A 14,036-nucleotide genomic window follows, 5' to 3' on the forward strand; every position below is an offset into this window, starting at 1 on the left:
GTTTGATGCCTTCCGTAATCGTTTTCAAAAAATTTCCTGAAGATTAGCCGAATTTTATTTTTTGATATATGTGGTTCATGAAATATCCATCTTTTGATAAAAAAATGAAAAAAAGGCAAAAAATGGATGTAAATTCATCAATAAAACTTCAATAGTTTGATAAAAATTGAAATTGCAGTTTGTTTTTATGCTTTTTTTATAATTACATTCGAATGAAGCTTAGGCTTTCAAACCTATTTTAAATTCTGAAAACGTTCAAAATTTATCCTAAAACCTATGATGTATTTCTCTACCCTGTTAGCCAATGACTTGGCTGTGCCTTTAGAGGTTTCTACCGCCTTGGCCGAAAATCTGTTCACGACCAACAATGTCTGGATGATGTTGTGTACTGCGCTCGTGTTTATTATGCACCTTGGCTTTGCCACTGTTGAGACCGGATTCGGTCAGGCAAAAAACACCGTTAACATTCTGTTTAAAAATACGGTGACTCCAGTGATCGGAATTCTATCCTATGCTGCCGTTGGATTTTACCTGATGTATCCAGGATTTGAGACTCCCGGATGGTTTAGCTTCAATACTGCTGGCTGGAATATGTTTTGGTTCTCACCGGCAAGTGCCGATGTCTCTGCCGGATATGCTGCAGGTGGCTATACATATTGGACTGACTTTTTGTTTCAGGCTATGTTTGCTGCAACTGCTGCCACTATTGTCTCTGGTGCAATTGCTGAGCGGGTTAAGCTGTGGGCATATTTGATCTTTACCTTGGTTTTCGTTGGAATTGTTTATCCATTGATTGGCAGCTGGCAGTGGGGAGGAGGAGCATTAAAGGCTATGGGTTTCTATGACTTTGCCGGAAGTACTCTAGTACACTCTGTAGGAGGTTGGGCAGCTTTGGCAGGTGTGATTCTAGTTGGGCCAAGGATCGGCAAATACGTAAATGGCCACACAGTAAACAAACCTGCTGTAAGTGTGCCACTTGCCGTGATCGGAGCATTTTTGCTTTGGTTAGGTTGGTTTGGATTTAACGGTGGATCCGTTCTATCGGCAAATCCTGCATTGGTTTCCCTTGTTTTGGTTACCACTTGCTTAGGTGCTTGTGCCGGTGCGATTGGTGGATTGTTTACCTCGTATTTGGCATTCAAGCGCTTGGATCTAGGAATGGTACTAAATGGAATTCTTGCCGGATTGGTTGGAATTACTGCTGGTGCCGATGTAATCACTCCTGGATCTGCAATTTTAATTGGGCTAATTGCCGGAATTTTGGTGGTATTGTCATCCTTACTTCTAGATAAATTAAAGCTTGACGACGTTGTAGGAGCAGTTTCGGTCCACTTGACTTGTGGTGTTTGGGGTACTTTGGCTGTAGGTATTTTTTCAACGAACCCTGATCATACTTTTCTTACCCAACTCACAGGGGCGGCAATTTGCGGGACAACGGCTTTTGCATCTGCATTTGTGATCTTCTACATCCTTAAAGTGACCATTGGTATCAGAGTTTCTGAGGAGCATGAAATTTCCGGGCTGGATTCACATGAGCACGGAATGCGTGGATACACTATCGTATACGACAAATAATCAAAAAAAAGAGCCCCGTCCGGTGAAAAAAACGCGACTCTCTTTCGATCGGATTGGGGCTCTTATTGGTCAACTCTATCATTCACCAACAAACAAAATTAAAATGAAAAATTTTGCACTACTACTATTATGCCTGTTAATTGGAGCAGAAACATCGGTTTATGCTCAGGGTGAAGAAAAAACCAAGGGTCTTAATTCTCAGATTGCTGAATCGAATACTTCAGCAAAAGAAAATTCAAAGACTCCTAAAAAGAAAATAAATATAACGTCACCATCCACGTCCGGAGAAGATCTCGGTGATCCTTCAACGGAAACCACCTCTACGTCAGATTCTCTAAATTTAGCGAAGGAAGCCGAAATGGTGGGCAAAGAGGGAGAAGAGGCGGATGAGGAGGTTGAAGGCAAACTCTCAATTTCAGGCTATATTGACTCCTACTACTTTACGAATTTTAACAAACCTGCTTCCAGGGATAACATGGGGGTTTCAGGGGTAGGTCGTGGTTTTGATAGAAAAGTGGACCAGTTTGCTTTGGGTATGGTTCAAACTATGTTCACCTACACAAACCAAAAATCAGAAGCTGTATTAGATCTGGCATATGGGCCAAATGCTCAATATGGTAACTATGGTAACGTGCCTACCGCCCTGCCTGCCTATGGATACCAGTTTGGTAAGGATGATCTTTTTTCTGCTCTAATTATCAAGCAAGCGTATTTCAAATACCATCTTACAGAGAAGTTGTCTTTTACACTTGGTCAATTTGGGACTCATATAGGATATGAATACATCGATGCCCCGCTTAATTTCTTTTACTCCATCAACCACACGTTCAATAGCGGGATCCCATTCTACCATACCGGTTTGAAATCGACTTACGTGTTTAATGATAAAGTATCCTTGATGTTGGGTGTGGTAAATGGGTTTGACTATGTACAAGATAACAATCGGTCCAAAGGGCTAATTGGGCAACTTTCTTTGGCTCCAGTAAAAGGTTTGAGCATCTATTTCAATTACATTAACACCAATGAGGCAAGCGCAGATGAATTAGGTAAAACTCCCGATGGAAATTTTACTGTTTACGATCTGAATGGTGGATTTCAAGTTTCTGAAAAATTCAACATTGGATATTGGTTTATGCTTGGGAGTCAAAAAGGAGCTTTGGGCTCACCAGGAACATTTATCCCAGCTGACGGTGACGTAATTTCCAAGAAGGAGTGGTATGGTGCTAATTTGTACTTAACGTTTGCGGCATCTGACGTGGTTAGTTTTGGATTAAGAGGCGAACATTTTAACAACGAGGATGGAGCAAGAGGTCTCCGTAATTATGATAATGCCAGTGGTTCATATCTTGGTACGTCTGTTAATGCATTAACTTTTACTACAAACGTCACACTGGCAGGTGGTCATTTACTGCTTAAGCCTGAATTGAGGATGGATGTGTTTAAGAAAGTGGATGATGCTGGATATGAAGAAGGATCTCAGCAATTTATGGACGCGGATGGCTTATATACTAAGAATAGCCAGACCACTCTTGGTATGGCTGCGATCTATAAGTTTTAACCAAAATACTTGAAAACCATTTCCGATTCTAATTTTGCAGCCACTACGATGTTCCATTGAACTTAACAAAAGCATGAATTTTGGCAAGAAAACAAGAAAAGCAGATATTTTGCCGTCAGCAGGCTTTTCTCAGCAGGGATTCAGATGCTCCAAGACTACAATGGAAAACATATAAAAGTTAAACAGGGTCTATTGTTAATTAAGCCGGGGCGAATTTCGCCTCGGTTTTTTCAGCGGCCCGGTGACATGCTGATTTCCTTGATTTCATAATGTTTTAAATTTTAGGTTTTTTTTTGTTTGAATTCAATGCATTGGCGTAGGATTTTTAATTCTGAAAAAAATCATCTTTTCGATTGGGAAAAATATTCTTTCCTGTAAGTTTGCAAAAAAATTGGGCTAAATGATTCGAATAGGCCTTCTGATAATCTTGTTTTTCTCCACCTTATCTTTGGGTAGAGTGGAAAATAATGCTTTAGATCATCAGAATAGAATCGAAAGCGAGAGAACGGTCGATGAGATTTCTCAGGTCGACGGAGATTTTATTATGGGGGGAAGGGAATCCTCCAATTTTACCAATTATTCGAGTAACCAAAAACTCGTTGAAACCATTTCGTTTTTTTTAGTTTCTAAATTCTTTCTATTCTTTAATGCGAAAGATTTATTACGAGAGTACAATGCCCCTAACCCATTATCAACATTTGTTGAGTTGGTTATTTTTAATCGGGTATTGAGGATTTAAAAAACTTAATTTTTCTTGAATACTATTATAACGACCTAAATTAATAGGCCGTACGTTTTTCTATTTTATTTATTAACCAATCTCGTATTTATGTATAAATATTTACTGGCAATGCTATGCATTGCCATACCAGGAAAGATATTGTCTCAGGAATTGGAGGGAGATAAAAAGGTTCTTGAGTTGACTTATACGGAAGCTGTAGGTATTCTTTTGGATCAAAGCCTACCACTCCTAAGCTCACACTATGAAGTTGAAGCATCTGAAGGCGATTTGCTTCAGGCCAGAGCTTGGAACAATCCGCACTTCAACTGGAATCAAGACTTGTACAGTGCTGAGCGAAATGAATATTTCAATCAGAGAAATCAGCGATTGATTCAATTGGACATCATGTTCTCAGTCTCAGGGAAGCACACGAGGGCAGTGAAACTCGCAAAAATAGGGGTTGAACAAAATCAGCTTCTTTATGAAAACACTAAAAGAAGTCTCGTATTCGAGTTGGGTTTGAAATTTCATCAGTTGATGATGCTTCAAAAGAGAAATGAACTATACAATGTAGTATTTAGCCAATTCAAAACTCTTATCGATGCCTATGAGATTCAGTTTAAAGTTGGTGCAATACCTGGTAGTGAATTGATTCGACTCAAGTCAGAATTGCTTACTCTTCAGAATTCAATTGTGTCGAATCAGAACGAAACTGAAAAAGAGATGGCTGAAATCCGTGCCTTAATGAATCTGAGGCCGGAGGTCTATATCAAAACAAAAGAAACAGTTGTTGCATTGCCTGATTCAAGCATTTTGAATTATGGTGATCTGATCAGTCATGCAGAAGAAAACAGACCGGATTATTTAGCCCGACTAAAGGAAATTTCTTATCAGGAAATGAATCTTAAACTTCAGTCAGCAAAGGCTATTCCAGATGTAATGTTGGGATATCAGCCACATGACAAAGGTAGTAACTATGTAAGGCCATATTCGGGTTTGGTATTTGAAATGGACGTGCCCATTTTTAATAGAAACCAAGGGAATATTGCTTCTTCAAAGGCTAATGTAAGCCGTGTAAAAGTCGAAGCAGAGCAGGCTTTAGTATCACTTCAAAATGAGATTTTTTCTTCGGTGAATAAATATTTTCACTCTAGGACAGCCTTGGATAATTATAATTTAGAATTCTTGAAGGAGTTAGAAGAACTCAATAACAGTGCTCTTAAAAACTACAATAACAAGAATATTAATATACTTCAATATCTTGATATGCAAAGAACGTATATTAATACCATGTCAGAATATCTTGGGTTGCAATCTGAGATTTTACAAAGAGTAATTGACATAGAGTTTACTACTGGTTATCAACTTTACAACTAAAAAACATGAAATACTATAAATTTCCATTCTTAATATTACTGACTTCCCTTATATTCAGCTGTACTAAAGAAGAAGCTAAAAATGAGGAAATAGCAAATGCGATAAAGACTAGTGTACAAATAAGTGAAGAAGCACTAAAAAATGTTACTACTGTTAAAGCAGATAGTATTACAGATTACAGTAAGTTTAATACAGTAGGTGAAATTAGTTTTGACGAAGATAATGTTGTTAGAATCTTTCCTATTGTAAGTGGTAGTGTTGAGAAAGTATATGTATCACTGGGAGATTATGTTAAAGCTGGGCAAAGGCTATCTACTATTTTAAGTACAGATGTTATAGCCTTTCAGAAGGAATATGCCATAGCTAAATTTAATCTGGAAGTTGCTGAAAAGGGATTTGCCAGAACCAAGGAGTTGTTTGAGTCAAATATTGCCTCTACCAAGGATTATACAGAGGCAGAAAACCAATATAATAATGCGTTAGCAGAGTTTCGTGAAAAGGAGAAAAAGCTGGAATTGTATGGTGCATCCAATAATCCAGATGCTGTATTTGAATTGTATGCCCCAAAGAGCGGCTTCATTGTTGAGCGAAATGTCAATGAAGGTCAGCAAATTAGAACAGATAACAATGCTTCTCTTTTCACAATTTCTGATCTGAAGACTATTTGGGTTTGGGCAAATATTTATGAAAGTGATCTTTCCAAAGTACACGTTGGTGATACGATGGAGGTAACTTCTCTCGCTTATCCAGAAAAACTATACAAAGGGACAGTTTCCAAAATCAATACAATTCTAGATCACGATTCCAGAATAATCAAAGTCAGAACTGAAGTGAATAATTCCGATGCGCTGTTGAAGCCGGAGATGTTTGCCTCGGTCACTATGGTTTCTTCCATTGGACACAGAGTGTTAGCCCTACCTACTGAATCGGTTATTACAGAGAGTAACAAAACGTATGTAATGAAACAACTTGGGAAAAATGAATTTACCAAAGTTGAGGTAACAGTTGGTAAAACGATCGGTGACTACACTGAAATCCTGAGTGGTATTGTGGTTGGGGACATCATTGCTCAAGAATATTCTCTTTTTTTGATGACGGCATTTAATAACGCGAAATAAACATGAACAAGTTATTAAGTGGATTAATTTCCTTTTGTCTAAAGAACAAACTAACTGTTTTTTCGGCTACAGGAATTCTAGCAGCTTGGGGGTATTTCAGTTTTACAAACACACCTATTGAGGCCTTTCCGGATGTAATTAATACCCGAGTGGTCGTGATTACCCAATGGCCGGGTAGAAGTGCAGAAGAAGTAGAGAAGTTCATCACTATTCCCGTGGAAATAGAGATGAATGTGGTTCCAGATAAAACCAGTTTGAGATCCATTTCGGTCTATGGCTTATCTGTGGTGACCATGATTTTCGAAGATGATGTGGATTATTTTACTGCCAGGCAGCTTGTGGGAAATCAACTACAGAATATTGATTTACCAGAAAATGCTGAAGCCGAAATTCAGCCACCATCAGGTCCTACCGGAGAGATTTACCGCTATACCTTAAAAGGCGAAAATAAGTCCGTTAGAGAACTCAAGGAAATCCAAGATTGGGTAATTGATAAGCGGCTTAAAGCTGTCCCAGGCGTAGCCGACGTCATCAGCTTTGGGGGAGAGGTGAAAATTTATGAAGTCATAATTAATCCCCTTCAGCTTAATCAATACAATCTGGCTACGGATGATGTATTTAAGGCTTTAAGGGAAAACAATTCAAACGTTGGTGCGGATATTTTGGAAATCGCCCCCCAATCCTTTATTGTCAGAGGTATTGGTTTGGTTAAAAATATTCAGGACATCAAACAAATCCCAATCAAATCGGTAGAAGGAACACCAATCCTAATTTCAAACGTCGCGGAGGTAAAAGAATCTTCAAAACCCCGACTTGGAAAAGTAGGGCGCGATGGTCAGCCTGATGTTGTTGAGGGAATCGTTTTGTTGAGACGGGGAGAAAATCCAAGCGAAGTGCTCAAACTTCTCAACGAAAAAATCACCGAGCTTAATGAACGTGTTTTACCTGAAGGGACTGCAATTGATCCGTTCTATGATCGAACCACCCTGGTCAATCTTACGACCCATACCGTAATGGAAAACCTCATCGTAGGGGTATTGTTGGTCACATTTATCTTGTTGGTGTTTCTGGCGGATTGGCGTACGACTCTGATCGTATCTATCATCATTCCATTGGCTCTGCTATTTGCCTTCGTCTGTCTGAAGCTCCGGGGAATGTCAGCAAACTTGCTTTCTATCGGAGCCATTGATTTTGGGATTATTGTGGACGGTTCGGTGGTCATGGTAGAAGGAATGTTTGTCTATCTCGCTCACCAGCAAAGCCGGCTTGGCGTCAAACGTTTCAACGTGATTTCGAAAATGAGTATGATCAAGAAAATATCTGTGGAAATGGGTAAGCCAATTTTCTTCTCAAAACTTATCATCATAACCGCATTACTTCCAATTTTCGCCTTCCAAAAGGTGGAAGGCAAAATGTTTTCCCCGCTTGCCTATACCATTGGGTTTGCCTTGTTGGGAGCGCTGATATTTACCCTGACCCTAGTCCCTGTGCTGGGACATCTTCTTCTGAACAAAAATGTCCGAGAGAAAAGTAACCCGCTGGTGAATTTCATCGAACGTATCTATAAGCCAGGCCTGGAGTGGTGCTTGAAAAAGAAGAAAACAGCGCTAATGATCTCAGGCGGGCTTCTTTTTGGAAGCTTGGTCATCGGAACCAACTTGGGAACGGAGTTTTTGCCTCAACTCAATGAAGGCTCGATTTATGTCAGAGCGTCTATGCCTCAAAGTATCTCCTTTACCAATGCCAATCTTCAGTCTGAAAAAATGAGACAGATCGTCAGGAAATATCCGGAAGTGAGAGGCGTCATCTCTCAGAATGGCCGACCTAATGACGGGACTGACCCGACAGGATTCTTCAACGTAGAGCTGTTTGTCGATCTTTTTCCAAAGGATGAATGGGAAAGTGGATTGATGAAAGAGGAGCTGATTGCCAATATGCAAGGTGAACTTGAGGAAGCTTTCCCTGGAGTGGTTTTTGGCTTTTCCCAGCCTATCTCTGACAACGTGCAGGAAGCCGTGTCAGGGGTGAAAGGGGAAATGGCGATCAAGGTATTCGGGGATGACTTTACCAAAATCGAAGCCAAGGCAGACAGCATCAAAGCCATCATGGGAAAAATAGAGGGTGTGAGAGATTTAGGGGTGTTCAAAAGTCTCGGCCAACCCGAACTGAGCGTCAATCTAGACCATGCTAAAATGTCCCGATATGGAGTCAACATGAAGGAAGCCCAGGATATCATAGAAATGGCAATTGGCGGTAAAACTGCTTCCCTGATCTACGAGGGCGAACGGAAATTCGACATCAGAGTTAGGTATTCTTCAGAATATCGCAATAGTCCGGATGACGTCGGAAAACTATTGGTTCCGAGCGCAAACGGCGTGAAAATTCCTTTGAGTGAAATCGCGGATATTAGACTTGTCACTGGTACAGCATTCGTCTATAGAGAAAACAACCAGCGATTTGTACCAGTCAAGTTTTCTGTGAGAGAGCGTGACTTGGGTAGTACTATTGCAGAGGCTCAAGAAAAAGTAGCAGCAGCCATCCCTGAGGAAAAAGGCTACTCCCTAACATGGAATGGTGAATTTGAAAACCAGGTAAGAGCTACCCAAACCTTATCTTATGTGGTGCCGGTATCTGTATTCCTAATTTTCATTCTCTTGTATATCATGTTCGGTTCGACCAAAGATGCCAGTATTGTGCTACTGAATGTCCCTTTTGCATTGATTGGGGGAATTTTGGCCTTGTACCTTACGAATATTAACTTCAGTATTTCTGCCGGTGTTGGATTCATTGCACTTTTTGGTGTCTGTATTCAAAACGGGGTTATTCTCGTTTCGGTCTTTAACAAAAATGTCGAGCTGGGTATGTCCACCTATCAGGCAGTGATGGAAGGAGCGATGACCCGAGTCCGACCGGTAGTAATGACCGCGTTGATGGCCGGACTAGGTTTGTTGCCAGCAGCACTTTCCTCAGGGATTGGTTCGGAAACCCAGCGCCCTCTCGCAGTAGTAGTGATCGGGGGCTTAGTCACAGCCACAGTCCTTACCCTTCTGATTTTGCCGGTGATCTATCTGATTTTCGTTAGAAAAATCGAAAAGAAATCCTCCAAAGGAAGTGCAACTCATTAATGAAAATCTCATGAAAAAAACACTAATAGTTATAGCATTTTTGTTTGGTGCCAATTTGGCTTATGGCCAAAACCAAGCAATTGAAAATTCTGAACCAAAAAAAGACAAATTCAGATGGGGTTTTACCTTTCTAAATGTTTGGAGTAATGTGGAAGGCAATACACCAGATACCTACACCAAGCCTTCGCTCGGTGGAAATGTGAAAGTGGAGTATTTTCCATTGGACTTTCTTGGTTTTACAGCAGGTGTCGGATATCAGCAAAGGGGATATGGCCTGACTTTACCAGATACTGGATTTGTAGCACCCTCTATGAATACTTATCGAAATAGAATTCGAATGAATAGCGTGGAGTTTCCATTGGGAGTTATACTTAAGACTCCCAAGCCCCTCGGCGGGGGATCCACTTGGTTAATGGCCTCAGTCGGAGTCTCACCACTTTATATGTTTGAAGCCAATGATGTCTACTTAAGTGTGGAAGACGGTTTTCATGTTGTCAAAGATGTAACCAGTTCCTTCAACCAATCAGATATGCCGATTTTTGTATCCATTGGACCTGAAATTGACACATCTGCAGGGTTTTTTCAGGTTCAGTTAATAGGATCTTTCGGGACATCTGAAGTTTATTCCACTTCAAACAATCCGAATGGGTATTCCGGGAAAAACAAATATTTAGGATTTTCCATCGGTTGCACGTTCTAATCTCGATTTTAGCTGAATTGACAGGGGCGGAATGGCCAATCTGGTACTTTCCGCCCATTGTCCAACCGCTTGAATGAGCTCGTCAAGAAATGGGTTTATCCTCCCGATCAAATTGCATGATTACTATTCTGGACAAAAGAGGCCAATTTCCAGCCTCTTTTGTTTTGTTTCAAAACTCCGTCTGCACTTCAAGCATTCAATTCAGGATTTTTCTAAGGGTGAGTCCAAAATGACTAATCTGGCCAAATTCACTCTGTCCAAATCTTGACCTATTCTATAATCCGAATTCATCAAGAAATTCCAACTGCAAGATATTTAATGATTAAAAAGTCGATTCTTCTAATCTTTCTGGCCATTTATTATGGAGAAGTACTTTCCCAAGAGCTGATTCAGACCGACCGCCCAGATCAAACGGAAGGGGTTTTTGTAGTGGACAAAAGGACTTTACAGATCGAAACAGGATTTTTGGCCGGGAAAAACCAGGATCAAACATCCAATTACCTTATTCCTACTGCCTTGATAAAATTTGGCCTTGCCAAAAATTTTGAACTCCAATCGGTAATTGATGTCATTAGCATAAATGGGAAATACGGTTTGTCCCCTGTTGCCCTTGGCTTCAAAGCCAATTTTCTCAAGGAAAAGGGAATACGACCGGAAATTGCATTGATTGGAAGAGTCCAAATCAAGGATCTTGGTGGTAAGGAATATAATATCAACCGGACCCTTACCATGTTTAGGGTAGCTTTCCAAAACACACTCTCGGACTTGGTCGTCCTGGGTTACAATGTGGGAATGCAATGGAATGAATTTGAAAAACCGAGTTATATTCTTTCGGTGTCATCCAATTTCAACCTCTCCAAGCAACTGACTTTGTACACTGAACTGTTCAATTTCACCAGTGAAGATTCCTTTCTAAATCCCATTGTTGATTTTGGAGGTATGTATGCCTTCAAAAATCGATTCATTGTGGACGGAGCTTTTGGAAAACATCTAAACTCATCGAACAATCAGAATTATTATTTTACCCTTGGTTTCACAACTCGGTTTAAATTTCAGAAAAAGGATAAAAATTAGGGGAAAACCACTTTGGGAATATATCTCATGCACTCGGTTTTAAAATTTTAAACTTGAGATTTGGAATAATTTCCTTTCCTGACTGATCAAAAATTTGTTAAAAAAATGTGAAATGGATCGTAGGATTTGATTGGGGACTTCCCTGATTTCTGTTAAAAACTTCCTTCATAATTTTTAGGAGCTGCCCCCTTCGAAAGTGTCATTTTTAGGTTAATCTATTGAATCCTGTTGAAATCCATCGTTTTTCAGTTGAAAGGAAAAAACGAATTTGGCTGCATTTCTGGGTTACAGATCCTGCTCCCGCTCTAGCATAAGAATCGCTGCCTGTGATACAATAAAGTATTTTTCACCTTCATAGATTACTTCATGGGCTCCCGAAAGCAGGAAAATTGCCAAATCACCTTCTTTGGCCTGGAGCGGGACATATTTGACTTTTTCCTCCTGTTCCATCCAAGGCTCGCTGTCTTCTACTGCCATCGGAATCGGATAACCAGGTCCAGCTTTGATGATATAGCCTTGTTGGATTTTCTCCCTTTCCTGGAATCCTGGAGGAAGGTAAAGCCCTGATCCGGTTTTTTCGTTTGGTTTTTTTAAGCGTATCAAAACTCGGTCGCCTACTACGATCAGTTTCTTCAATTTATTTTCAGCTGTAAGTTGCATGTAATAGTCGTCTAATTCCAAGGAAAAAGAGCCAAGAGTCATGATTCTGTGATCTTGATTCTTGGCTCTCAAAAGTGGAATGGCACCTGCCAAAAACAGATGCCACTTCCTTTAAATTCGCTTGGATTATTTTTTGTCCTCGCTTACTTCTTCGTAATCAACGTCCGAAACCCCATCACCGGCACTGGACTCGGCAGAAGATGACTCAGGTCCTGGCTGAGCACCGGCACCCTGAGTGGAATTGTACATTTCCTGAGAAGCACCTTCCCAAGCCTTGTTCAAGTTTGCCATGGCAGCATCAACACCTTCAATGTTTTTGGATCCATGTGCAGATTTAAGGGTTTCCAAAGCAGAACTGATATTGGCCTTATTTCCATCGGAAAGCTTGTCCCCATATTCTTTCAACTGTTTTTCAGTTTGGAAGATCAGGCTGTCGGCTTGATTGAGCTTTTCAATTTTTTCCTTTTCAGCCTTATCAGATGTTGCATTTGCCTCAGCTTCACGCTTCATTCTTTCGATATCATCCTGAGAAAGTCCTGATGATGCTTCAATTTTAATCTTATGCTCTTTGCCAGTTCCTTTGTCCTTGGCAGAAACATTCAGGATTCCATTGGCATCGATGTCAAATGTTACTTCAATTTGAGGAACACCTCTCTGTGCGGGTGGAATGTCGGAAAGCTGGAATCTTCCAATTGATCTGTTGTCTTTTGCTAAAGATCTTTCGCCTTGCAAGACATGAATGTCTACGGCTGGTTGATTGTCAACCGCTGTTGAGAACACTTCAGATTTCTTTGTTGGAATGGTCGTGTTGGATTCGATCAATTTGGTGAAAACACCACCCATGGTCTCGATACCCAATGAAAGTGGGGTCACGTCCAAAAGAAGTACATCCTTCACTTCACCGGTCAATACACCACCTTGGATAGCAGCACCGATCGCTACTACTTCGTCAGGGTTTACACCTTTAGAAGGCTTTTTGCCGAAGAATTTCTCGACTTCTTCCTGGATTTTTGGAATTCTAGTGGATCCACCAACCAAGATTACCTCATCGATATCAGCAGCAGTCATGCCTGCATCTTTCAAAGCTTTGATACAAGGATCCATAGATCTTCTTACCAATTTTTCTGAAAGTTGCTCAAACTTCGATCTGCTCAACTGTCTTACCAAGTGCTTTGGTCCAGTCTGGGTAGCTGTGATGTATGGAAGGTTGATTTCTGTAGAAGCAGAACTGGAAAGCTCGATTTTGGCTTTCTCAGCAGCTTCTTTCAGACGCTGAAGTGCCATTGGATCTTTTCTCAGGTCGATCTGCTCTTCGGTTTGAAATTCAGATGAAAGCCAGTCGATGATTACTTGGTCAAAGTCATCACCACCCAAGTGCACGTCACCATTTGTGGATTTTACTTCAAATACACCGTCTCCCAATTCAAGGATGGAAATATCGAAAGTACCGCCTCCAAGGTCATACACGGCAATCTTCATATCCTGATGTTTCTTGTCCATCCCGTAAGCCAAAGCTGCTGCTGTAGGCTCGTTGATGATACGCTTCACTTCAAGACCTGCAATCTGTCCGGCTTCTTTGGTTGCCTGACGCTCAGCATCATTAAAGTAGGCAGGTACGGTGATGACAGCTTCAGTTACGGTTTGTCCCAAGAAATCTTCTGCAGTGCTCTTCATTTTTTGGAGAATCATCGCAGAAAGTTCCTGTGGAGTGTAAGATCTGTCGCCGATTTTCACGACAACGGTGTCATTTGATCCTTGCTCTACTTTGTAAGAAGCATGTTTTTTCTCCTCAGAAACTTCGGAGAATTTCTTGCCCATGAATCTTTTTACTGAGGAAATGGTGTTGGCCGGGTTGGTGATTGCCTGACGCTTTGCGGGGTCGCCCACTTTTCGTTCACCGTTTCCATTGTCAAGAAAAGCCACGATAGAGGGTGTGGTTCTTCTTCCTTCGCTGTTTTGGATGACTACAGGCTCGTTACCTTCCATTACGGCTACGCAGGAGTTGGTGGTACCCAAGTCAATGCCTATAATTTTTCCCATGATTATATAGATTTAGATAGTTGCATTAATTGTACAATCCCCTTTCTTCAAGGGATGTGCCACCAGAGAAATTCATCGATTTGATGTC

At 40.8% G+C, this 14,036-nt stretch carries 9 protein-coding genes; 7 read left to right on the plus strand and 2 right to left on the minus strand.

Translation table 11 applies throughout. The features are described from left to right. Window positions 1-276: 276 nt before the first annotated feature. The 7 genes from B0E43_RS29105 (at window position 277) to B0E43_RS29135 (ending at window position 11,248) form a co-directional block, all read left to right on the plus strand. Entirely contained in the window at window positions 277-1,575 is a 1,299-nt protein-coding gene (locus B0E43_RS29105; protein ID WP_077348922.1) for an ammonium transporter, read from the plus strand. A 103-nt stretch (window positions 1,576-1,678) separates the two neighbouring features. Continuing rightward, window positions 1,679-3,133: a porin gene (locus B0E43_RS29110; RefSeq protein WP_168171928.1), complete on the plus strand. Its 1,455-nt coding sequence runs from the start codon at window positions 1,679-1,681 to the stop codon at window positions 3,131-3,133. A gap of 829 nt (window positions 3,134-3,962) precedes the next feature. Further along, window positions 3,963-5,231, plus strand: coding sequence for a TolC family protein (locus B0E43_RS29115; RefSeq protein WP_077348928.1), 1,269 nt, complete (start codon window positions 3,963-3,965; stop codon window positions 5,229-5,231). Window positions 5,232-5,236: 5 nt separating this feature from the next. Next, entirely contained in the window at window positions 5,237-6,349 is a 1,113-nt protein-coding gene (locus B0E43_RS29120; protein WP_077348930.1) for an efflux RND transporter periplasmic adaptor subunit, read from the plus strand. A 2-nt stretch (window positions 6,350-6,351) separates the two neighbouring features. Continuing rightward, the gene (locus tag B0E43_RS29125) at window positions 6,352-9,474 is read left to right on the plus strand and encodes an efflux RND transporter permease subunit (protein WP_077348932.1); all 3,123 of its coding nucleotides are present in this window, start codon (window positions 6,352-6,354) and stop codon (window positions 9,472-9,474) included. 10 nt (window positions 9,475-9,484) lie between these two features. Further along, on the plus strand, window positions 9,485-10,174 hold the full coding sequence (locus tag B0E43_RS29130; protein ID WP_139352721.1) for an outer membrane beta-barrel protein: 690 nt from the start codon (window positions 9,485-9,487) through the stop codon (window positions 10,172-10,174). A gap of 318 nt (window positions 10,175-10,492) precedes the next feature. Continuing rightward, window positions 10,493-11,248 carry a transporter gene (locus tag B0E43_RS29135; protein WP_077348938.1) on the plus strand — a complete coding sequence of 252 codons (756 nt, stop codon included), beginning with the start codon at window positions 10,493-10,495 and terminating at the stop codon, window positions 11,246-11,248. 285 nt (window positions 11,249-11,533) lie between these two features. Here the strand turns inward: B0E43_RS29135 and B0E43_RS29140 are convergent, their stop codons facing one another. Beyond that, window positions 11,534-11,908, minus strand: coding sequence for a co-chaperone GroES family protein (locus B0E43_RS29140; protein ID WP_077349356.1), 375 nt, complete (start codon window positions 11,906-11,908; stop codon window positions 11,534-11,536). A gap of 126 nt (window positions 11,909-12,034) precedes the next feature. After that, complete coding sequence (gene dnaK, locus B0E43_RS29145; protein ID WP_077348940.1) at window positions 12,035-13,948, minus strand: molecular chaperone DnaK; 1,914 nt, start codon at window positions 13,946-13,948, stop codon at window positions 12,035-12,037. Window positions 13,949-14,036 lie beyond the last annotated feature (88 nt).

Origin of the sequence: Algoriphagus sp. A40 (assembly GCF_002002735.1) — a bacterium.
In the GTDB taxonomy this organism is placed as follows: domain Bacteria; phylum Bacteroidota; class Bacteroidia; order Cytophagales; family Cyclobacteriaceae; genus Algoriphagus.